At 72.0% G+C, this 22001-nt stretch carries 19 protein-coding genes; 11 read left to right on the top strand and 8 right to left on the bottom strand.

Annotated features, from left to right (window positions below; all coding sequences use genetic code 11):
• The first annotated feature begins 81 nt into the window (after window positions 1-81).
• Entirely contained in the window at window positions 82-1122 is a 1041-nt protein-coding gene (locus tag ACZ7OY_RS08065; protein ID WP_471910610.1) for a DUF8094 domain-containing protein, read from the top strand.
• Here ACZ7OY_RS08065 and ACZ7OY_RS08060 read toward each other — a convergent pair.
• From ACZ7OY_RS08060 to ACZ7OY_RS08050, 3 genes are all read right to left on the bottom strand, one after another.
• A complete protein-coding gene (locus ACZ7OY_RS08060) occupies window positions 1106-1960 on the bottom strand; it encodes an IclR family transcriptional regulator (protein WP_471910609.1) in 855 nt (284 codons plus the stop codon). The two genes, ACZ7OY_RS08065 and ACZ7OY_RS08060, sit on opposite strands and share 17 nt — an antisense overlap.
• A gap of 368 nt (window positions 1961-2328) precedes the next feature.
• On the bottom strand, window positions 2329-4014 hold the full coding sequence (locus ACZ7OY_RS08055) for a PHP domain-containing protein (protein WP_471910608.1): 1686 nt from the start codon (window positions 4012-4014) through the stop codon (window positions 2329-2331).
• Between the two features lie 130 nt (window positions 4015-4144).
• On the bottom strand, window positions 4145-5056 hold the full coding sequence (locus tag ACZ7OY_RS08050) for a DUF4981 domain-containing protein (RefSeq protein ID WP_471910607.1): 912 nt from the start codon (window positions 5054-5056) through the stop codon (window positions 4145-4147).
• A 203-nt stretch (window positions 5057-5259) separates the two neighbouring features.
• Here ACZ7OY_RS08050 and ACZ7OY_RS08045 point away from each other — a divergent pair, with 203 nt between their 5' ends.
• Window positions 5260-6597, top strand: coding sequence for a 6-phospho-beta-glucosidase (locus ACZ7OY_RS08045; RefSeq protein WP_471910606.1), 1338 nt, complete (start codon window positions 5260-5262; stop codon window positions 6595-6597).
• Between the two features lie 269 nt (window positions 6598-6866).
• On the opposite strand, the gene ACZ7OY_RS08040 is transcribed toward ACZ7OY_RS08045, so the two are convergent.
• Window positions 6867-8558 (bottom strand): carbohydrate binding domain-containing protein, encoded by a 1692-nt coding sequence (locus ACZ7OY_RS08040; RefSeq protein WP_471910605.1) that lies wholly within the window; start codon window positions 8556-8558, stop codon window positions 6867-6869.
• Window positions 8559-8759: 201 nt separating this feature from the next.
• Window positions 8760-9896, bottom strand: a complete 1137-nt coding sequence (locus tag ACZ7OY_RS08035; RefSeq protein ID WP_471910604.1) for an ATP-grasp domain-containing protein — start codon at window positions 9894-9896, stop codon at window positions 8760-8762.
• Between the two features lie 450 nt (window positions 9897-10346).
• On the opposite strand from ACZ7OY_RS08035, the gene ACZ7OY_RS08030 reads away from it, so the two are divergent.
• Both ACZ7OY_RS08030 and ACZ7OY_RS08025 read left to right on the top strand, forming a co-directional pair.
• Window positions 10347-11207, top strand: coding sequence for a metallophosphoesterase family protein (locus ACZ7OY_RS08030; RefSeq protein ID WP_471910603.1), 861 nt, complete (start codon window positions 10347-10349; stop codon window positions 11205-11207).
• Window positions 11204-11893, top strand: coding sequence for a 4'-phosphopantetheinyl transferase family protein (locus tag ACZ7OY_RS08025; RefSeq protein ID WP_471910602.1), 690 nt, complete (start codon window positions 11204-11206; stop codon window positions 11891-11893). Before ACZ7OY_RS08030 ends, ACZ7OY_RS08025 begins: the two co-directional genes overlap by 4 nt.
• Window positions 11894-11914: 21 nt before the next feature.
• Here the strand turns inward: ACZ7OY_RS08025 and ACZ7OY_RS08020 are convergent, their stop codons facing one another.
• The gene (locus ACZ7OY_RS08020) at window positions 11915-12157 is read right to left on the bottom strand and encodes a hypothetical protein (protein ID WP_471910601.1); all 243 of its coding nucleotides are present in this window, start codon (window positions 12155-12157) and stop codon (window positions 11915-11917) included.
• A 404-nt stretch (window positions 12158-12561) separates the two neighbouring features.
• Between ACZ7OY_RS08020 and ACZ7OY_RS08015 the strand changes: the two genes are divergently transcribed.
• A complete protein-coding gene (locus ACZ7OY_RS08015) occupies window positions 12562-13599 on the top strand; it encodes an alpha/beta fold hydrolase (RefSeq protein WP_351603687.1) in 1038 nt (345 codons plus the stop codon).
• Between the two features lie 143 nt (window positions 13600-13742).
• Here the strand turns inward: ACZ7OY_RS08015 and ACZ7OY_RS08010 are convergent, their stop codons facing one another.
• Together ACZ7OY_RS08010 and ACZ7OY_RS08005 are read right to left on the bottom strand one after the other, a co-directional pair.
• The gene (locus ACZ7OY_RS08010; protein ID WP_471911187.1) at window positions 13743-14273 is read right to left on the bottom strand and encodes a toxin-antitoxin system, toxin component; all 531 of its coding nucleotides are present in this window, start codon (window positions 14271-14273) and stop codon (window positions 13743-13745) included.
• Between the two features lie 32 nt (window positions 14274-14305).
• Window positions 14306-14962 (bottom strand): helix-turn-helix domain-containing protein, encoded by a 657-nt coding sequence (locus tag ACZ7OY_RS08005; RefSeq protein WP_471910600.1) that lies wholly within the window; start codon window positions 14960-14962, stop codon window positions 14306-14308.
• Between the two features lie 240 nt (window positions 14963-15202).
• Here ACZ7OY_RS08005 and ACZ7OY_RS08000 point away from each other — a divergent pair, with 240 nt between their 5' ends.
• The 6 genes from ACZ7OY_RS08000 to ACZ7OY_RS07975 all read left to right on the top strand — a co-directional run bounded on the left by ACZ7OY_RS08000 (window position 15203) and on the right by ACZ7OY_RS07975 (window position 21996).
• Window positions 15203-15865 (top strand): MmyB family transcriptional regulator, encoded by a 663-nt coding sequence (locus ACZ7OY_RS08000; RefSeq protein ID WP_471910599.1) that lies wholly within the window; start codon window positions 15203-15205, stop codon window positions 15863-15865.
• A gap of 145 nt (window positions 15866-16010) precedes the next feature.
• The gene (locus tag ACZ7OY_RS07995) at window positions 16011-17006 is read left to right on the top strand and encodes a LacI family DNA-binding transcriptional regulator (RefSeq protein ID WP_384730508.1); all 996 of its coding nucleotides are present in this window, start codon (window positions 16011-16013) and stop codon (window positions 17004-17006) included.
• Between the two features lie 155 nt (window positions 17007-17161).
• The gene (locus ACZ7OY_RS07990) at window positions 17162-18505 is read left to right on the top strand and encodes an ABC transporter substrate-binding protein (protein ID WP_471910598.1); all 1344 of its coding nucleotides are present in this window, start codon (window positions 17162-17164) and stop codon (window positions 18503-18505) included.
• A 6-nt stretch (window positions 18506-18511) separates the two neighbouring features.
• The gene (locus ACZ7OY_RS07985; RefSeq protein ID WP_471910597.1) at window positions 18512-19474 is read left to right on the top strand and encodes a carbohydrate ABC transporter permease; all 963 of its coding nucleotides are present in this window, start codon (window positions 18512-18514) and stop codon (window positions 19472-19474) included.
• Window positions 19471-20349, top strand: a complete 879-nt coding sequence (locus ACZ7OY_RS07980; protein WP_471910596.1) for a carbohydrate ABC transporter permease — start codon at window positions 19471-19473, stop codon at window positions 20347-20349. Before ACZ7OY_RS07985 ends, ACZ7OY_RS07980 begins: the two co-directional genes overlap by 4 nt.
• 30 nt (window positions 20350-20379) lie before the next feature.
• Entirely contained in the window at window positions 20380-21996 is a 1617-nt protein-coding gene (locus ACZ7OY_RS07975) for a glycoside hydrolase family 13 protein (protein WP_471910595.1), read from the top strand.
• Window positions 21997-22001: the final 5 nt, after the last annotated feature.

The raw sequence follows: 22001 nt of genomic DNA, 5'->3' as shown, positions 1-22001 counted from the left end.
CCCTTCCGGCACCTGAGATTTCGGTGAGGATGTGCACTCGCTAACCTGTCGTGGTCGCGTCCGGACCACGACAGGGGAACCATGAGTCTGCGCCGTAACCGTCTGCTGCCCGTCTGCGCCGCCCTCGGCGCCGTGGCCCTCACCGCCTGCTCGGGCTCGGGAGGCTCCGGCGGATCGTCCGCGGACAAGGGCGAAGGGGACACGGGCGGAGTGATCTCACTCGCGGACGCGAAGGGTGTGCTGCGCACCTACGTCGAGGTCAACAACGCGGCGAACGCCACGCAGGACGGAGAGAAGACCGCGACCGTGGAGAGCGGCGCGCTGCTCTCGCAGAGCAAGGCGTCCTTCCACCAGTACCCGGCGTGGACGAAGAAGGAGCAGGCGGAATCCGAGGAGCCGTTCTCCTATCCGGCCGAGGGCGCCCGCTTCTACATCCCCCCGAAGGGGTCCGCAGACTTCTTCATGGTGGACACCCGTGTCACCGGCAAGGGCATCGCCGAGGGCCGCCGCCGACTGCTGGCCTTCAAGCAGGTCGCCGAGGACTCGGCCAAGAGCGGCAAGGCCTGGAAGGCGGTCGCCGTCGGCGAGATCACCGCGGGGCTGCCGGCCGTCGCCGAGGACGGCGACGGGTTGGCCACCCCGGTCGCGGCGACCGACACGGTGGGTGCGGTGAAGCCGGGCGACCTGGTCGGACTCTCGCAGGACTTCTATGTGACCGGCGGCAAGCACGCGGCGGGCACGTTCGCCGAGACGGACTCCGTCAAGGCGTGGAAGAAGGCTCACACCAACCGCGCGGCCTTCAAGGACCACTGCGTGGACGGCGAGTACAAGGCGGGCACCGGCGGCGCCGACACGGCGTTCGGGGTGAAGACCGGGGACGGCGGCGCGCTGGTCCTCTACGACTTCGGCTACCAGTACGAGAACTGGGGCAAGGCCGAGTGCGGGGGCAACGACCTGCATCTCAACGACCTGCCCGTCGTCTCCAAGATCTATTTCGAAGGACGGACCACGGTCCTGAACCTCACCCGCATCGATTCCGTGATGGCCATGGCCGTGGTCCCGCCGTCCGGGAAGAAGATCCGCGTCACCGGCTACCGGGACCAGCTCACCTACGCCCAGTGACCGCCGCGGGTCCCGGGCCGCCCGGATCCCAGGCCGCCGCTGCCGTCGGGGCCGGTACGGCGGAGGCGGGCGGCGAGGGCCGCTGCCGGTCCTCCGGGCGCCAGCCCAGGGCCCGCGAGATGCCGCGGGCCGCCAGGCGTACCGCCGGTGTCAACGCCGGTACCTGGGACTGGGATTCGGGTACGACCACGGACACGGCGGCGACCACGTCGCCGTCGGGTCCGCGCACCGCGGCCGCCACCGACAGCGCGTCGACAGTGACCTGACGGCTGCTCACCGCCACTCCGGTACGGCGCACTTCGGCCAGCTCGCGCCGCAGACGAGCCGGATCCGTGACGGTGTACGGCGTGAAGGAGGCCAACGGGCCCGCGCAGTAGCGCTCCTGGAGCTCCGGCCCGCCATGGGCCAGCAGCGCGAGCCCGACACCGGTGGCGTGCAGCGGCCAGCGCGCGCCGACCCGGATGTGCACCCCGACCGAGGAGTGCCCGGACAGCCACTCGATGTAGACGACCTCCGCCCCGTCCCGCACCGCGAGCTGCACGTTCTCGTGCGTCGCCTCGTACAGGTCCTCCAGGTACGGCAGGGCGACCTGGCGCAGGGCGAGCCCGCGCGGCGCGAGGGCCGCGACCTCCCAGAGCCTGAGCCCGATGTGGTAGACGCCGGACGCGTCCCGTTCCAGCGCGCCCCACTCGGCGAGCGCCCCCACCAGCCGGTGTGCCGTGGTCAGCGTCAGGCCGGCGCGCCTGCTGATGTCGGTGAGGGACAGCGCCGGGTGCTCGTGGTCGAACGCGGCCAGCACCGCGAGCAGGCGGTCCGGCGCGGACCGGGCACCGGTCACGGCCGGCCGTCACCGCCCGGCCCCGGGCGGTCCGCCCGCCGAAGCGGAGCGTGCCGGACCGGCCGCCCGGCCGGGGCGGGGAACACGCGGGAGGCGCCGCCCGGCCGGTGCGGTGGGCGGCCCGGGCCGGTGTGCGGTGGGCGCATCCACGGCTCCGGGGCGTCGACGGGAACAGGGTTCCGGGCCTGCCGGGAAGCGCGGCCGGGCCCGGCGGGGCGGTTGTGCGTGGGGGCCAGTCTGACCCACCCGCACAGCGGGCGACAACCGGCGCGAACCGGCGACAACCAGCGACGTCCCGCCTGGTCTTCCGCCCTGGCTCCCGCCTGGTCTCCCGCCTGGTCCTCCGCCCTGGCTCCCGCCGGGGCGGTTCAGCGCACGACGTCCACGAAGACCGGGTTCGAGTAGAACCAGGTGTCGGCCCACGGGTCTCCGTCGCCCGGGGGGTGCGGGACCGGCCCGTGCGGGTCGACGGACGCGCCCAGGTAGCCGGCCCCGTTGCGGTTGCCGTCGCTGCCGCGCAGCCTGACGTAGAAGGACTCGTCGCCCGCCCTGAGCGGAACGCGCAGGGTGTACGTCCCTCTGCGGCCCGACACGTCCGCCGTGTGCACGACCCTGGTGTCCGGCGCCCGCCAGACGTCCCGGTCGGTCACCGGGCCGCGCACCGCGCCCCGTACCACGTCGACGTGCGCCAACTGGGGCAGGATCCCCTGGGGGTTGGCGCGGGAGGCGGTCGTCACCGTCACGTACAGCGTGATCCGCTCGCCCGCGCGCACCCGCAGCCGCCCGCCGAGGGTGACGCCCCGTCCGACGTGGCCGTCCCGCCTCACCCGCACGTCGAGGCCGTCCAGCAGATGCCCGTGGTCGAGCCAGACCCGGCCGGCGCGCAGGCCCGCCATCACGGCCCGGTAGCCGTAGCGGGTCACGCCCACGTGCGTGCGGCTGAACTCTCCCGGCCAGAAGTCGCTGCCCGGCTGCGGGGTGTCGGTGTTCACCGGATCGGGCAGCCGGCCAGTGGTGTCGAAGTTCTGCCCGGCCGGCCAGTCGCCGTTCTTCCAGGTGTCGAAGACGGTCCGGTGGTTGTCGGAGTTCGTGGTGATCGAGAACAGCCGCCCCTCGGCCAGCATCGAGTCCCACAGGCCGCCCACGGTCGCGGTCGCCCAGTCGAAGCCGCCGTACGTGAGGTAGGCGTCCGCCGGGTAGCCCGCGTGCGACTGCGCGGAGGGCTTGTTCTCGTACTCGCCCCGGATGGAGGTGCTGCCGCGCAGGCCCGGGAGCGCCGCGCCCTGGGCGCCGGGCGCACCCTCCATCCCGATCATGATCTCGGGGGCCGCGTCACGCCAGTTGCGCAGCTCGTGCGGGGAGTCGATACCCAGGCGCAGCGGATGGTTGGCGAGGACGAGAACGTCGTCCACGTACCCTGTGCGCCGCTGCTCGGCCAGCCACTTGACGGCCGCGACCGCGTGCGCCTCGTTGCGGGCGGTGTCCGCCGCCCCGGCCGCGCCCTCGGTGTAGTTCAGGAGCTTGCCGTCGTAGGCGAGTTCGAAGCGGGTGAGCAGGTCCACCTCGTTCGGGCCGGGGGCCGCGAACACCGTGCAGTGCTCGGCGGCCGGGATGTACCACTCCAGGCCCTGGAAGATGAGCTGACGCGGGTTCGCGGCACGGGCCTTGACGATCTCCTGGTGCTCCAGCGCGGCGCCGTAGCGGGCGTGCCCGAAGTTGGCGTGCTCGTTGAAGACCATCCAGTCCAGCCCGAACGCGGCTGCGGCCCGGGCCTGTTGGGAGAACGTGTACTTCGCGTCGTGGCTGTACACGGAGTGCACGTGGTGGTCGCCGACCAGATAGGCGAGACACGGGTCGTCGCCGCCGGGTGCCCGGTGGCCGGCCGATGCCGATGCCGATGCGGCGGCGGCCGGTACGCCCGCCCCGCCGAGCGCGAACGCGGCGCCGAACAGACCCGCGCTGCGCAGGAGTCGCCGTCTGGACACGCCCTGGGCGTCGAGGTCGGCGGGGGAGACGGCCGGATCCGCCCAGACGGGCAGCTTCTGCTCGGTCATGGTGCTCTCGGGCTCCTCGTGAGATGCGGGGGGTGGGCGGTCGTGCGGCGGGTGCCGGGACGCGGGTCGGCGCGTCACGGGCGGCGCGTCACGGGTGGCGCGTCAGCGGCGGCGCGTCACGGGCGGCGCGTCACGGGCGGGGCGGACGGGCGCGTCGTGCGGCGCCGAGCAGCGCTGTGGCCCTCAGCAGACCGCGCCGTCCGGCACCGGCCCGCGCGGACCGCCGGTGGCCCAGTTCGGCCGTCCCGGCGTACTCCGCGACCGCGGCGACCCGTACGCCGTCCCGGTCGGCCGGCACCAGCCTGCGCATCAGCGATTCGAGCCGCACCGCCGCCCGGCGGGTCACCGATCCGTCCGGCTCGCCGTGCCGGGCGGACGCCCGCAGCAGGGCCCGTACGGCGGAGGCCCTCGGCAGGCGAGGGGCGAGCGGACCGTCGCCGCCGGCCCGCAGCGCTCTGCGGCGCGGCACCGGCCGCCACGGCCCGGCGTCCGGCCGGGGCTCCGGCTCCGGCTCGGCCGCGAACAGGCGCAGCCGTGGGGCGCACACCTCGCTGCCGCGCGGCGCCCCCGGCCGGTCCTCGGCGGTGGTCAACCGCAGCGTCAGCCAGGCCTCGCCGCCGTCGCGCGGCAGCGCGAACGGCAGGGGCACGGCAGCCGTCTCGCCCGGCCGCAGCGCGGGCAGCGAGGCCGGTCCGGTCAGCGTCCGGCCGTCGGCCAGCGCCAGTTCCCAGGTGCCCGCCAGCCATGCGAGGTCCCGGGTGCGCTGTCGGTTGCCGAGGACCACGCCCTCGTGCCGGTAGCACCTGATCCACACCGGTGCCGCCGTCTCCCGCACCGTTGCCGCGAGGTCCTCGTGGCCGGACCCGTGCGCGGACGGCGCCGGGATCGCCGTACGCGGGGGAAGCAGCACCGCACGGGCGGCGAACCTGCCGTTGTGCCGGGTCCTGCGGGGGTCGTCGTACGCCCGGGGGCGACCGGGCGGGACGACAGCACTGTCGTAGAGGCCGGTGCCGCCCTGCCCGACCGGTCTTCCGTCGCTCACGCGACGCACCCTTCCGTGGTCCCGGGACTCCCGGATGAACCTGCCCTGAAGACCCGGGGTGGCCTCGATGGCAGCCCAGTGGCCGCGGACCGGGTGGCGTGCGGCGGCGGCAGGGGACGGCGGTTAGCGTTCACGTCGTGCCCCTCGACTCCCGCGGCGGGGGCCGGTGCGCAGGTGGTTCCGACAGGAAGGGCGGAAGCAGCGTGAAGCTGACGATTCTGGGCGGCGGCGGATTCCGGGTGCCGCTGGTGTACGGGGCGCTGCTCGGCGACCGGGCCGAGGGCCGGGTCACCCGGGTCGTGCTGCACGACCTCGACCCGGCACGGCTCACCGCCGTCACCCGGGTGCTGGCCGAGCAGGCCGCCGGGATCCCGGACGCGCCCGAGGTGATCGCCACGACCGACCTCGACGAGGCCCTGCGGGGTGCCGACTTCGTGTTCTCCGCGATTCGCGTCGGCGGTCTCCAGGGCCGCGCGGACGACGAGCGGGTGGCGCTCGCGCACGGTGTCCTCGGCCAGGAGACGGTCGGCGCGGGCGGGATCGCGTACGGCCTGCGCACGGTGCCCGTCGCCGTCGACATCGCCCGCCGGGTGGCCCGGCTGGCCCCGGACGCCTGGGTCATCAACTTCACCAACCCCGCGGGCCTCGTCACCGAGGCCATGTCGCGCCTGCTGGGCGACCGGGTCATCGGCATCTGCGACTCCCCGGTCGGTCTCGGTCGCCGTATCGCCCGGGTGCTCGGCGCCGACCCGCGCGAGGCCTGGATCGACTACGTCGGCCTCAACCACCTGGGCTGGGTACGCGGTCTGCGTGTCGCCGGCCGCGACGAACTGCCGCGTCTGCTCGCCGATCCCGGCCTGCTCGGCTCGTTCGAGGAGGGCAGGCTCTTCGGCGCCGACTGGCTCCGCTCCCTGGGCGCGATCCCCAACGAGTACCTGCACTACTACTACTTCAACCGCGAGGCCGTACACGCCTACCGGGAGGCGGAGCAGACCCGCGGTGCCTTCCTGCTCGGCCAGCAGGCCCGTTTCTACGCGCAGGCCGCACGCGCGGACGTGTCGGCGCTGGCGGCCTGGGACCGTACCCGGGCCGAGCGCGAGGCCACGTACATGGCGGAGAACCGGGAGACGGCCGGGGCCGGCGAGCGCGAGGCGGACGATCTGTCCGGCGGGTACGAGCAGGTGGCGCTCGCCCTGATGAGGGCCGTCGCGCGCGACGAGCGCACCACGCTGATCCTCAACGTCCGCAACCAGGGCACCCTGCACGCGCTGGACGCCGACGCCGTCATCGAGGTGCCGTGTCTGGTCGACGCCAACGGCGCCCACCCCGTGGGCGTCGCCCCGCTGCCCGAGCACGCCACCGGCCTGGTCTGTGCCGTGAAGGGGGTCGAGCGCGTGGTGCTGGCGGCGGCCGGGTCCGGCTCCCGCGCGACGGCGGTGAAGGCCTTCGCGCTGCACCCGCTCGTCGACTCGGTGAACGTGGCCCGCAGGCTGATGGAGGACTATGCCGAAGTGCATCCAGGCCTGGCGTACTTGAGGTAGCGAAGACCGCCCTGCCGGGCCGTCCCCTTCGGGTCGGCCGGTCGCCCCCCGTGACAGCGGCCGACCGACCCGAGCCCCCGTTCCCCCGTAGGATCCCCGTGCTCCCCCGAGCCTTCGGGTTTCCCTGTGTTCCCCCGTGTTCCCCCGTGCTCTTTCACTATGAAGAGCCTGCTGCCCGTTGCCTGATACACCTTGAGCGGAAAAAAGTTCCCCCCGGTCCGAAGCGCCGGGGGGAACCCTTCTGTGGGGGGTGGGCGGCCGGGGTCCGCTCAGCCGGTGAAACCGGCCGTGATGGACGTGAACTGCCAGTTGTTCTGGTTGATCCCGGAGCAGTTGCTGACCACGCCGCCACCCGCGCACGGCCGGTCGCGGTTGACCGCCCAGTAGGCGAGACGGGCGATGTGGTGGGAGTTGGCCCAGTCCCGGATCGACGTCCAGATCGCCGGGGTGGTGTTCTCCTGCTGGTCGGACAGGCCGTTCATGCCGGAGATGCCGATGTGGGCGTAGGCGGTGGCGTCGTCCCACCCGAAGGTGGACTTCAGCTTGGCCTTGAGTCCTTCGGTGGCGTTGACGGTGTTGCCGTACATGTCGGAGCCGCCGCCGAAGTCGAAGGGCATGATGGTGAAGACGTCGATGTTGGCGCCGAGCGAGTTCGCCTGCTCGATCAGACGGTTGCCGTAGTAGGTCGGGCCGGTGGTCGAGGTGCCGAAGGTGACGATCGTCTTCAGACCGGGGTTGTTCGCCTTGACGGTCTTCAGCGCGGTGAGGATCTTCGCCTGGACGGCCTCGTTCTCGAACTCGTCCGTGTTCTCGATGTCCATGTCGATCGCCTTGAGGGAGTAGGCGTCGATCACCTTCTGCAGGGCCCCGGCGAGCGCGCTCGCGGAGGAGCAGTTGGCACCGAGCTTGCTGCCCTGCCAGCCGCCGAAGGAGGGGACGACGTCACCGCCCGCGGAGCGGATCTGGTTGATGACGGTCTGGTCGGTGCCGCCGGTCAGCGGACGGCTGCTGTCCCAGGCGGGGTTGCAGCCGCCGGAGTCCAGCATGAACGCCATCGTGAACCACTTGATCCCGGTCGAGCTCATCACCGAGGTCGCGCTCGGCGGGTCGCCCCAGCCGAGGTAGAGGTACGGGGCGGCCTGCTTGAAGCCGGTGCCGCCGCCGCTGCCCGCGCTGGTGGTGACGGTCACCGCGTTGGAGGCCGCCGAGGTGTTCCCGGCCGCGTCCCGCGCCTTGACGGTGAACGTGTAGGCGGTGCTGGCGGCCAGCCCGCCGACCGTGGCGGACGTACCGGAGACGCTCAGCACCTGGTTGGAGCCGCTGTAGACGTCGTACGCCGTGACACCGGTGTTGTCCGTCGAGGCGCCCCAGGACAGCGAGACGCTGGAGGAGGTCTTGCCGGTGGAGGTCAGACCCGTCGGCGCGGTGGGCGCCTGGGTGTCGCCGCCGCCACCGCCGCCGCCCGGTCCGTCCAGGCTGATGTCGTCCGCGTAGTAGGTGCCCTGCGCGTACCAGCCGTGCACATAGATCTTGGCGCTGGTCTGGGAGGCACCGGTGGTGAAGGACACCGTCAACTGGCTGTACGCCGACGGGGACGTCGTCCAGGTCGAGGCTCCGCCGTCGACGCCGAGGTAGACGTAGCTGCCGCGCACCCAGCCGCTGAGCGTGTAGGCGGTGTTCGGCTGGACGGAGACGGTCTGGGTGCACTGGGCGTTGTCGCTCGAACTCGGCGCCCCCGCGAGGGCCTTGGAGCCGCCGTGCACGGGGGAGGAGACGACGGAGCCGAGGTTGCCGGTGCAGGACCAGGGGGAGAGGCTGCCCGTTTCGAAGCCGGGGTTGGTCAGGACGTTGGCCGCCTGGGCGGTGCCGGGAAGGGCGACCGCCCCGGCTACGGCGAGCGCCGCGGTGCCGAGCAGTGCGAGCAGACGCCGTCTGGAACGTACGAGGAATGAGGTGCGCACACGGTCTCCCTGAAGAAATGGGGGTGTTCGGGAGTGCACATAAGTGCGGGGACGTGCAGTGCGGTGCAGTGCGGTGCGCAACCAAGTTGGTATGGACCAATCATGGTGTCAAGGTGCTGCGTCATGATTGGTCCAGACCGGTATCAAGTTATGGGCGAAGAACGCCTGTTGGCGCCTGTTGGCGCCTGCGCGGTCGGCCGGCTAGACCTGCTCGACCGGCTGGGCCAGGACGACCGGCTGGGCCGGGGCGATCGCCTGCGTGGGGACGGCCGGCAGCAGCGGCTCGGTCTCCTCCAGCCGCTGCTGCGGCAGCGTCACCGGCCGCAGCTGGCGCGGGCCCGAGACCACCGTGTAGTCCTGCCCCAGGAACGGCGGTACGACGTCGCCCGGGTCCTCCCCGAGCGCCAGCTGGACGGCCGCCCAGGGCGCGTTGATCCCGCACAGGGAGAGCTGGTGCAGCCCGCCGGCGGGACGGGTGTTGACGTCCATGAGGACCGGCTGGTCGCCGAACATCCGGAACTGGATGTTGGACAGGTGGTGCAGCCCGAAGCCCTCGGCGATCCGCCGGGCCGGCTCCAGCCACTGCTCGTGCAGGGTGAAGCCCCGGCGGCGGCCGTTCTTGGTGCGGCCCACGGCCATCCGGACGTGGTTGTCGGTGCCGGTGAGGCAGTCGACGGAGACCTCCGGCTGCTCCAGACGCGGCATCACCAGCCAGTCGACCGGCTCGTCGGACCGCCGCAGCGCGTCCTCGACCAGGTCGAGCGGGACGTACGGGCCGGGGAACCCGCTCAGGTGTACGAGCGAGAACGGCGCCCGGGTGACGATCCGGAAGCCCACACCGCCCGCGCCGGACGCCGGCTTGAAGCACGCCTTGTGCCCGGCATCCTCCAACTCCTCAACGGCCGAGACGAGTTCGTCCGCCGTGCGCACCCGCCACCACGGCGGCACCGGCACGCCGATGGCCTGGACCGCCTCGTAGGCGACGACCTTGTCCTCGAAGACGGCGACGGCCTCGGGGGTCGGCGCGAGCAGCGCCGTACCGGCCGCCTCGAAATCGGCGCGGTGCGCCACGACGGCCGCCTGGTGCAGCCGGGGCACGAACACGTCGATGCCGCGGCGCCGGCACTGGTCCAGGGCGTACTCGACGTACGCCGCCGGGGACAGGCCTTCCGGTTCGAGGTCGGCGGTGTCGGCCGCGGCCAGCACAGGTGAGTCGGCGTCACCGTGCGTGGCATGGATCTCGACCGCCCGATCGCTGGGATTTCGCCGCAGCTGATCCATGAAGAACACGTTCTCCGCGTACGTGCGGTTGAGCCAGACGCGTACGCGAGAGAGCATGCAGGCCGCCTTTCAGGGCATTTCGGGCAGGGCGGAGCGGCCCGTGCCCGGGAAGGGAGATTGGAGGGACACCAAACCGCCCTGTTCGAAGGGGAGGTCGTAGCGGAGGTGTTGGGGCGATCATACGGCTTGGCGAGGCTCCCGCGTGCAACGCGCGTGTTACGGATTTTCCGATCATGTGGATCCGGGTGGCGCGATCCGGTATCCCTTTGCCGCTCCCGGATTTCGCCCTTCCCTGTTCACCTTTTCCGGCCTTCCCCGTCCACTCTTTCCGCCCTCCCTGTCCCCTCTTTCCGGCCTTCCCCGTCCACCCTTCCGGCCTTTTTCGTCCGCCCTTTCGGCCGCCGCGGGCCGCTCTTGCCACCCCGGGGCGGATGTGATCTCGTGGAGCGGTCGATTGGGCGCGACCGCAACCGCGGGCGCGGGCGCGGGGCGACAGGGAGGCGAGAGGTGACGTCGACGGTCGGCGGTACCGGACAACTGCTGGCCATCAGCGATCTGCACATCGGATACGCCGAGAACCGCGCCCTGGTCGAGCGCATGCGCCCCGAGTCGGAAGCCGACTGGCTCCTCGTGGCCGGTGACGTCTCGGAGACCTTCTCCGACATCCGCTGGGCTCTGAAGACCCTCGCGGGGCGCTTCGAGAAGGTCGTCTGGGCGCCGGGCAACCACGAGTTGTGGACCCACCCCAAGGACTCCGTCACCCTGCGCGGGGTCGCCCGCTACGAACACCTGGTCGAGATGTGCCGCGACCTGGGCGTGGTCACCCCCGAGGACCCCTACCCCGTCTGGAACGGCCCCGGCGGCCCGGTCGTCGTCGCCCCCCTGTTCCTGCTGTACGACTACTCCTTCCTGCCCGCCGGCTGCACCACCAAGGAGGAGGGGCTGGCGTACGCGCACGGCACCGGCATCGTCTGCAACGACGAGTTCATGCTGCACCCCGACCCCTATCCGAGCCGGGAGGCGTGGTGCCGGGCCCGGGTCGCCGAGACCGCGCGCCGGCTCGAGGAGATCCCGCCGGACCTGCCCACGGTCCTCGTCAACCACTACCCGCTGGACCGGCACCCCACGGACGTCCTGTGGCACCCCGAGTTCGCCATGTGGTGCGGCACCGCGCTGACCGCCGACTGGCACCGCCGTTTCCGCGTGGAGACGATGGTCTACGGCCACCTGCACATCCCGCGGACCACCCGGCACGAGGGCGTCCGCTTCGAGGAGGTCTCCGTGGGATACCCGCGCGAGTGGCGCAAGCGCCCGCAGCCGCCGGGACGGCTGCGCCGCATCCTGCCGGAGGAGGACGTGACCGCGTGATCGAGGAACTGCTGCCGCGGTCGGTGGTCGTCGTGGAGGCGTACGCCGACGACGACCCGGACGGGCCCGTGGAGGCCGCGCTGTACCCCGAGGAGGCGGCGGTCGTGGCACAGGCCGTCGCCAAGCGCCGCCGCGAGTTCGCCGCCGTGCGCTCCTGCGCCCGCCGTGCGATGGACAAGCTCGGGGTGCCGCCCCAGCCGGTGCTGCCCGGCGAGCGCGGGGCACCGCAGTGGCCGGCCGGGCTGACCGGCAGCATGACGCACTGTGACGGCTACTGCGCCGCCGCCCTGGTCCGCGCCGAAGACCTGGCCTCCCTCGGGATCGACGCCGAGCCGCACCAGCCGCTGCCGGAGGGCGTCCTGTCCGTGGTGTCGCTGCCCGCGGAGGCCGAACGCCTGCGCCGACTGGCCGAGGACCGTCCCGAGATCCACTGGGACCGGCTGCTGTTCAGCGCCAAGGAGTCCGTCTACAAGGCGTGGTTCCCCCTCACCGGACAGTGGCTGGAGTTCACCGAGGCCGACATCGACCTGCGGGTCGAGCCGGGCGAGCGGCCGCACGGCACACTGCACGCCGAACTCCTCGTCCCCGGACCCGTTTTGGACGGCCGGCGCGTGCGGTTCTTCGAGGGCCGGTGGACCGTCGACAAGGGGATCGTGGCCACGGCCGTGGCGGTACCGCACGCCTGAGCTCCGGACGGCGGGGCGCGGTCATGGCTGTGGGGACCAGGACCAGGTGTGCAGCAGCCGGAAGAACTCCTCCTCGTTGCCCGCGAGTCCCGCCGCGGCCAGGGCCCGCTCGGCCTCCGCGAGAACGCCGGGCGGCACCACGGCGGGCCGCCCGCCCGACGGCCCGGCCCCCGTGTCGTCGAAGGCCGCCCGCACGGTGTGCAGCAGCCGCAGATAGGCCTGTACGGCGGTACGCTCGCGGTCGGTCGGTACGGCAGTGCGCATCGGTCGGCTCTCCCCGTGTCGGCTTCGTCTCTCCCGCGCCCCCGAGGCGCGTGCGCCCGCCCGAGCAGCGGCGCTCCACCAGCTTGCCGCCCACCACTGACAATCCGGCCGCTGCCGGGCCGTCGCCCCACCTCTTCCGGACCGCCGACCCCACTCCGTCGGTCCCCTGTCCGCACCTTCCGGGCCATCGACCCGAAGCGGGTCTCCCGGCGAGCCGGCGGGGCGTGCTGCGCAGGGGTGCCGCCGGGGCCGTAGCGGCAGGGAAACCTCCCCGAAATGCCAGGACGATCGACCGCCCTACGCTGGGATGAGGGGCCTGGGAGGGCTTGGTCGCGGTGGACCGGGGGTTTCCGGCGGAGCGGCCCGCCAGCGGTGGGCCGCCGGAAGAACGAGGAGGTGGGCGGATGGCTGAAGCGTCCCGGCCGCGCCCGGCGGGCACCGCACGACTGCGCTCGGTGGGCGACACGGAGCTGGAGTTGCGGTACCGGGTGGTACATGGTTACCGGCGGGCCTTCCGCATGGCCGGTGAGGGCCCCGTGCTGGTCCTCATCCACGGCATCGGAGACTCCTCCGCCACCTGGGCCGGGCTGATCCCCGACCTCGCCCGTACCCACACCGTGCTCGCCCCCGACCTGCTCGGTCACGGAGCCTCCGACAAGCCGCGCGCCGACTACTCGGTCGCCGCCTACGCCAACGGCGTACGCGATCTGCTGACCACCCTCGGCATCGAGTCGGCCACCCTGGTCGGCCACTCGTTCGGCGGGGGAGTGGCGATGCAGTTCGCCTACCAGTTCCCCGAGCGCACCGAACGGCTCATCCTGGTCAGCGCCGGCGGTGTGGGCCGCGAGGTCAACCCCTTGCTGCGACTGGTCTCGCTGCCCGGCGCCGATCTGATGCTCTCGGCGCTGCGGCTGCCCGGGATGCGTCTGAACCTGGGGTTCGCGCTCCAGCTGATGAAGCTGCTGGACACCGATCTGGCCCAGGACGCCCCCGACCTGCTCACCGTGGTGGACAGCCTGCCCGACGACACCGCGCGCAACGCCTTCATCCGCACCCTGCGCGCGGTCGTCGACTGGCGCGGCCAGGTGGTGACCATGCTCGACCGCTGCTATCTGACCGAGGGCATGCCGACGATGCTGCTGTGGGGCGACCGGGACAGCGTGGTGCCGGTCCGGCACGCCCACGGCGCCCACCGGGCGATGCCGGGCAGCCGGCTGGAGGTCTTCGAGGGCGCCGGTCACTTCCCGTTCCACACCGACCCGGCGCGCTTCCTCGCGCTCGTCGAGGACTTCACCCGGACGACCGACCCGGCGCACTGGAGCCGGGACCGCTGGCGGGAACTGCTGGTCGAGGGGCGGCCAGTCCCGCACCCGGACGGACCCGAGGCCGCCCACGCGAGGGCCCGCACCCTGCGCGAGGCGAGCGAGCGCAGCGCGACCTGAGGCAGCCGCTCGACCCGGAGCGGAGCCGCACGGCACCGAGCCGAGCCGCCGCGCACTGAGCTGGCCGCCGTGCACCGAGTCGAGCCGCCGTGCACTGAGCTGGCCGCTGTCCACCGGGCCGAGCCGCCGTGCACCGAGTCGTTTCAGCCCTGGGGTCCCAGATACCCGAGCGACGCCTCGATCCGGCCGGCCAGATGGTCCCGCGGCACCGGACCGCGCAGCGCCGAACCAGCCAGCCAGGTACGGCACTTGCTGGCGAGCAGCAGACCGAAGGCCTCGGCGTCCCGCTCCTCGGCCTGGTCGAAGCGGGTGCGCGCGGCGACGCTGCGGACCACCGCCTGGAGATCGGCGCCGTCGCCGAGCAGCCGCGCCGCGACCACCGCGCCGTCGACGTGGCGGCCGTGGTGACCGGCCTGCATGTGCCACAGTTCGTGGCCCAGGATCACCAACTGGTGGTCGGGGGCGGTGCGTTCCTCGACGACCACGAGGTCCTGGTCGTTCATGTCCACCCACAGCCCGCTCGCCGTCCCGGCCGGGAAGGCGGCCGTACGGAAGCGCACGGGACGGCCGCGCCGTCTGCTCATCGCCTCGCACAGCGCGGTGTACAGGTCGGCGGGCGCCAACGGCGCGCTGGGCGACAGCTCCGCGACCAGTTCGCCGCACAGCCGGCGCATGTCCCTGGCGATGCCCACAGTTCTCCCCCGGATCACGACTCGGGCCGCTTGACGCTCTCCAGGAGCATGTCCAGCCATTCGGCGACCTTGTCGCGGTGCTGGTCGGAGGGCAGTTGCGCGGCCCGCCAGGCGATGCCGCGGACGCCGTGGTCCTGCAACATCCGCTCCAGCGGGTCCTCGGCGGCGGCCGCGGCCTTGCGCTCCCGGTCGGCGAGCTGTTGCAGGAGGTCCTGCTCGGTGTGCTGGAGCGCGCCCGCGAGGGCCTCGGGGTCCTCGGCCGTGAGGAAGCCCGCGTGCACGCGGAAGAAGCGCTGGAGGGCGTCGCAGTGCTCCATCGTGGGGCGCCGGTCGCCGTTGATGAGGGCGCCCGCCTGCTGTCGTGACATGCCCGCGCCGTCGGCTATCTCCTGCTGGGTGTATCTGCGGCCGTTGGGCTTGAGGCGGGTGCGGCGCAGCAGGTCCAGGCGTTGCAGGAACCGCGCCTGCACATCCGGTTCGCCCGCGGGCCGGCCGCTCAGCAGCGCCTTGACCACGGCCTCGGGAACGCCGGAGGCCACCGACAGTCGGCCGGTGTGGAAGACCTCCGCGGGCGCCACGCCGAGGCGGTCGGCGAGCGCGGTGACACGGGCGACGACGGCCGTCAGCACAGACGTCGCCGCGGCGTCCGGAACCTCGAAGCCATCCGCCACCGACAGTTCTCCTACGTCTCTCACAGACCCTTCACAGGCTTCGCGCCCCTCCCGGCCGTCGCCGTGAACTGCCCGGAGATTAGCCGGTCGCTCGAACTCACATCCAGGTCTCGCCACAACTGTGGCCAATTTCAGCCGTCAACGAGCATGAAATGCCACGATAGTTGACACGCATTGCGTCCGGGCAGCAGGATCAGGGCGCCGCGTGAAGGCCGCAGAGGCAAGAGGGGTGACCTCCCGATGGCGTATCAGGCAGGAGGGCAGCGGTCGGCACCGCGGCCCGTCCCCGAGAGTCCCGAGGCGCGGGCGTACCTCCAGGACTACGCCGTGCTTCTGGAGTCGACCCCTTTTCCCTCCCTCGTCGTCGACCACGCGTGGGACGTGGTCCTGGCCAACACCGCTTTCGAGTCACTTTTCGCCGAGGTCGGCCCGCATCCGACGGCGATGCCGGGCGACAACTTCCTCCGGTTCGTGCTGTTCCACCCGGACGCGGGCACGGTCCTCGGCGACCACGAGTCGAGCTGGTGCCTGCCGATGCTGGCGCACTTCGACGCCGCGGTGCAGCGGCACGGCCACGACCTCGCGCTCCAGGCGATCCGCCGGGACATCGCCCAGGATCCGATCATGGACGCCGCCTACCGGCAGGGCCTGCCGCACTGGATCCGCGCGGTGGGCGAGGGCGCGCTGGAGCACGACGGCGCGGTCCGCCCGCTGCTGCACCCCGACCCCCGCTGGGGCGCCACCGACTGCCGGATCGTCGGCGAGACCCCCAAGAGCCTCCACGGCATGGGGTACAGCCGCCTGACCATGGTCCTGCGGGAGAGCCGCCGCCCCGCCGCGGCACCCGGGCGTGCCCGCCGCACCGCGGCCCATCTCACCGTGGTGCCGTCCCCCGAGTCCTGACCGGGCACCGCCGGCGTTCAGGTCGCCGACGGCGCTTCGGTCAGTGAGCTTCCCCGGCGTCCGCCGCCTTCGCGCGTGACGCCGGGGCCGAGGGCGGGGCTCGCGTACGCAAGCGGCTTGCGTGGCTTGCGCTATTCTTGCGCTCATGACGCGACGACTTGCTGAAGTGGCGAAGAAGGTCGGGGTCAGCGAGGCCACGGTCAGCCGGGTGCTCAACGGCAAGCCCGGGGTGTCCGAGCCCACCCGGCAGGCCGTGCTGTCCGCCCTGGACGTGCTCGGCTACGAGCGGCCCACCCAGCTGCGCGGGGAGCGTGCCCGGCTCGTCGGCCTGGTGCTGCCCGAGCTGCAGAACCCGATCTTCCCGGCGTTCGCGGAGGTGATCGGCGGCGCGCTGGCCCAGCTCGGTCTGACACCCGTGCTGTGCACCCAGACCAAGGGCGGGGTCTCCGAGGCCGACTACGTCTCGCTGCTGCTGCAGCAGCAGGTCTCCGGTGTGGTCTTCGCCGGCGGCCTGTACGCGCAGGCCGACGCACCCCACGACCACTACCGGCTGCTCGCCGACCGCAACATCCCGGTGGTGCTGGTCAACGCGGCCATCGAGCACCTGGGCTTCCCGGCCGTCTCCTGCGACGACGCCGTGGCCATGGAGCAGGCCTGGCGGCATCTGGCCTCGCTGGGCCACGAGCGGATCGGGCTGGTGCTCGGGCCGGAGGACCACGTCCCCTCGGCCCGCAAGCTGGCCGCCGCCCGCGCTCTCGGCGACCTGCCCGACGACCGCGTCGCACGCGCCATGTTCTCCCTGGAAGGCGGTCAGGCCGCGGCGGCCCGGCTCATCGAACGCGGGGTGACCGGCATCGTCTGCGCCAGCGACCCCCTTGCGCTCGGCGCGGTGCGGGCCGCGCGTCGCAAGGGCCTGCACGTGCCCTCGCAGATCTCCGTGGTCGGCTACGACGACTCGGCCTTCATGAACTGCACCGAGCCGCCCCTGACCACCGTCCGGCAGCCCATCGAGGCGATGGGCCGGGCCGCGGTGGAGCTGCTGAACACACAGATCGGCGGCAGCTCCGTACCGGCCGAGGAGCTGCTGTTCGAGCCGGAGCTGGTCGTACGGGGGTCGACCGCGCAAGCGCCCCGGGACTGAGATCAAGCAGAACCACAACGCTGTCAAATAATTACAGATTCTGCGCGACATCTTGCGGACGGCTGTCGCCGGTGCTTGAGTGTGCGGCGCCAGCACGGCGATGTGCGTCGCACATCGCCGTGGGGCTTCCTGCTTCTGCCAAGAGGGGTCCACCGATGACACGCACCGGGTTCCGTCGTACCTTCGTCGCGCTCAGCGTCTGCTCCCTTGCCCTCACCGCCTGCGGGTCGAACGACGACGACTCGGCAAGCGGCAAGACCCGCATCACGGTCAACTGCATGCCGCCCAAGAGCGCCAAGGTCGACCGGTCGTTCTTCGAGGCGGACGTCGCCGCCTTCGAGAAGAAGAACCCCGACATCGACGTCGTCACTCACGACGCGTTCCCCTGCCAGGACCCGAAGACGTTCGACGCCAAACTCGCCGGCGGCCAGATGGAGGACGTGTTCTACACGTACTTCACCGACGCCAAGCACGTCGTCGACATCAACCAGGCCGCCGACCTCACGCCGTACGTCAAGGAACTGAAGAGCTACGACACCATCCAGCAGCAGCTGCGCGACATCTACACCGTCGACGGGAAGATCTACGGCGTCCCGCGCACCGGCTACTCCATGGGGCTCATCTACAACCGCAAGCTCTTCGAGAAGGCCGGCCTCGACCCCGACACGCCCCCGGCGACCTGGGCGGACGTGCGCGCGGACGCCAAGAAGATCGCCGCGCTCGGCGGCGGCACGGTCGGGTACGCCGACTACAGCGCCCAGAACCAGGGCGGCTGGCACTTCACCGCCGAGCTCTACTCCCAGGGCGGCGACGTGGTCGACGCCTCCGGCAAGAAGGCGACCGTGGACACCCCGCAGGGCCACGCCGTCCTGCAGAACCTGCACGACATGCGCTGGAGCGACAACTCGATGGGCAGCAAGCAGCTGCTGGTCATCAACGACGTCCAGCAGCTGATGGGCTCCGGCAAGCTCGGCATGTACCTCTCCGCGCCCGACAACATCCCGATCCTGGTGAAGGAGAAGGGCGGGAACTACAAGGACCTGGCCCTCGCCCCCATGCCCGGCGGCCAGGGCACCCTCATCGGCGGCGACGGCTACATGTTCAGCAAGAAGGATTCGCCCGCCCAGATCCGGGCCGGCCTGAAGTGGCTGGACCACATGTTCCTCACCCCCGGATCCGGCTTCCTCGGCGACTACGCACGCGCCAAGAAGAACGACGCCCCGGTCGGCCTGCCCGAGCCGCGCCTGTTCACCGGTGCCGCCGACGCCAAGGACCAGCAGGTCAAGAAGGCCAACGCCAATGTGCCGGTGGAGAACTACCAGGCCTTCCTCGACGGCAACCAGAGCCTGAAGATGAAGATCGAGCCGCCGGACGCCCAGCAGATCTACTCCGTCCTCGACGGTGTCGTCTCGGCGGTCCTCACCAAGAAGGACGCGGACATCGACCAGCTCCTCAAGGACGCCTCGGGCAAGATCGACGGCATCCTGGCCCGAGGCTGACCGGACATGACCAAGACCACGGCAGCACGGCGGACCGCCCCCGAGGCGATCGCCGTCCGCCCGGTGCAGACGCCGCCCCCGGTCCGGGACCGGAGGCGGCGCCGCCTCGCCGACCAGGCCCGCGCCTACGCGTTCCTCGCCGGCGGGCTCGTCTGCTTCGCCCTCTTCTCGTGGTACCCGGCGATCCGCGCCGTCGTGATCGCCTTCCAGAAGTACACGCCCGGCTCCCCGCCGGAGTGGGTCGGCACCGCCAACTTCACCCGCGTGCTGCACGACCCCGAGTTCACCGCCGCCTGGCGCAACACGCTGACCTTCACCCTGCTCGCCCTGCTGATCGGCTTCGCCGTCCCCTTCGTCCTCGCGCTCGTCCTCAACGAACTGCGGCACGCGAAGGCGTTCTTCCGGGTCGCGGTCTATCTGCCGGTGATGATCCCGCCGGTGGTCAGCGCCCTGCTGTGGAAGTGGTTCTACGACCCCGGCACCGGCCTCGCGAACGAGGCGCTGCGGTTTCTACACCTGCCGACCTCGAACTGGTCCAACGGCGCCGACACCGCCCTGGTCTCCCTCGTCCTCGTCGCCACCTGGGCCAACATGGGCGGCACCGTCCTGATCTACCTGGCCGCGCTGCAGTCGATCCCGGGCGAGCTGTACGAGGCCGCCGAACTCGACGGCGCCAACCTGCTCCAGCGCATCCGCCATGTGACGATCCCGCAGACCAGGTTCGCCATCCTGATGCTGATGCTCCTTCAGATCATCGCCACCATGCAGGTGTTCACCGAACCGTTCGTCATCACCGGCGGCGGACCGGAGAACGCCACGGTGACCGTGCTGTACCTGATCTATAAGTACGCATTCCTCTACAACGACTTCGGCGGCGCCTGCGCCCTGAGCGTCATGCTGCTGCTGGTCCTGGGCGTGTTCTCCGCCCTCTATCTGCGGCTCACCCGTTCCGGCGAGGAGGGCGCATGAACGACGTCCGTACCCTGGTCTCCCCGGCGACCCTGGCCCGCCCCCGCGGCCGGGCCGTCTACTGGAGCGTGTTCACCGGCGTCGTCGTGCTGTTCACGCTCGCCTTCCTGTTCCCCGTCTACTGGATGGTGACCGGCGCGGCGAAGTCACCGGACGAGGTGGCGCAGACCCCGCCGACCCTGGTCCCGAAACACTGGCACCTCAGCGGCTACACCGACGCCTGGGACCTGATGCAGCTCCCGCAGCACCTGTGGAACACCGTGGTCCAGGCGGCCGGCGCCTGGCTGTTCCAGCTGGTGCTGTGCACGGCCGCCGCCTACGCCCTGTCCCGGCTGCGGCCCGCGTTCGGCAAGGTGATCCTCGGCGGCATCCTCGCCACCCTCATGGTTCCGGCCCAGGCGCTGGTCGTGCCGAAGTACCTGACCGTGGCCGACCTGCCGCTGATCCACACCAGCCTGCTCAACGACCCGCTCGGCATCTGGCTGCCGGCCGTCGCCAACGCCTTCAACCTGTACCTGCTCAAGCGCTTCTTCGACCAGCTGCCGCGCGATGTGCTGGAGGCCGCCGAGATCGACGGCGCGGGCCGGCTGCGCACCCTGTGGTCGATCGTGCTGCCGATGTCCCGGCCGGTGCTGGGCGTGGTGTCGATCTTCGCGCTGGTCGCCGTCTGGCAGGACTTCCTGTGGCCGCTGATGGTCTTCTCCGACACCGACAAGCAGCCGATCAGCGTGGCGCTCGTCCAGCTGTCGCAGAACATCCAGCTGACCGTGCTGATCGCCGCGATGGTGATCGCCAGCATCCCGATGGTCGCCCTGTTCCTCGTCTTCCAGCGGCACATCATCGCCGGCATCAGCGCGGGCAGCACCAAGGGCTGACGCCCTCCCCCCGACAGAAAGGCATGCACCGTGGGACAGCCCCTCCCTGCCCGCAACCGGGACACCGACTGGTGGCGCCGTGCCGTCATCTACCAGGTGTACGTCCGCAGCTTCGCCGACGGCGACGGCGACGGCACCGGTGACCTCGCGGGGGTCCGTGCCCGGCTGCCGTACCTCGCCGAACTCGGCGTAGACGCGCTGTGGTTCAACCCCTGGTACCTCTCGCCCATGAAGGACGGCGGCTACGACGTCGCCGACTACCGCGCCGTCGACCCCGCCTTCGGCACGCTCGCCGAGGCCGAGAAACTCATCGCCGAGGCGCGCGAGCTGGGCATCCGCACCATCGTCGACATCGTGCCCAACCACGTCTCCGACCAGCACCCCTGGTTCCAGGCCGCATTGGCCGCGGGCCCGGGCAGCCCCGAGCGCGAGCTGTTCCACTTCCGCCCCGGACGCGGCCCGGACGGCGCGCTGCCGCCCAACAACTGGCCGTCCCAGTTCGTCGGCTCCACCGAGCCGGTGTGGACCCGGCTGCCCGACGGCGACTGGTACCTGCACCTGTTCACGCCCGAGCAGCCCGACCTCAACTGGGACCATCCGGTGGTCCGCCAGGAGCACGAGGACATCCTGCGCTTCTGGTTCGAGCGGGGTGTCTCGGGCGTGCGCATCGACTCCGCCGCCCTGCTCGCCAAGGACCCGCAGCTGCCCGACGTCGACGGCGGCGCCGGCCCGCTGCCCTACGTCGACCGCGACGAACTCCACGACGTCTACCGCTCCTGGCGCACGGTCGCCGACGCCTACGACGGGGTCTTCGTGGGCGAGGTCTGGCTGCCCGACACGGAACGCTTCGCCCGCTATCTGCGCTCCGACGAGCTGCACACCGCCTTCAACTTCTCCTTCCTGTCCTGCCCCTGGGAGGCCGGCCGGCTGCGGACGTCGATCGACACCACCCTGGCCGAGCACGCGCCCGTCGGCGCCCCCGCCACCTGGGTGCTGTGCAACCACGACGTCACCCGCACGGTCACCCGGTACGGCCGCGAGGACACCGGCTTCGACTTCGCCGCCAAGGCCTTCGGCACCCCCACCGTCCTGTCGCTGGGCGTGCGCCGGGCCCGCGCCGCCGCCCTGCTGTCGCTCGCCCTGCCCGGCGCGGTCTACCTCTACCAGGGCGAGGAACTGGGGCTGCCGGAGGCCGACATCCCGGTCGACCGGATCCAGGACCCGATGCACTCCCGCTCCGGCGGGGCCGACCCGGGCCGAGACGGCTGCCGGGTACCGCTGCCCTGGGCGGCCCACGCGCCGCACGCGGGCTTCGGGTCCGCCGCCGACGCCGAGCCCTGGCTGCCGCAGCCCGTGGGCTGGGCCTCGTACGCGGTCGACCGGCAGCAGGACGACCCGCGCTCCATGCTGACCCTCTACCGGCGGGCCATCGCCCTGCGTCCGGTCCTCGGTGACGGCCCGCTGACCTGGCTGGACGCTCCCGAGAGCGTCCTCGCCTTCGCCCGGTCGGACGGCGCGACCTGTGTCGTGAACCTGGGCGCCGACCCGGCCGAACTGCCCGCCCACACCGAACTCCTGCTCACCAGCTCCCCGTTGGACGACCGGGGCCGGCTCCCGCAGGACACGGCGGCCTGGCTGCGCCGCTGAACCGC

It is taken from the genome of Streptomyces sp. NPDC107559, from assembly GCF_055657365.1.
Note: the sequence above shows the minus strand (reverse complement) of the source record. Positions and strands in the feature narration are given on the sequence as shown.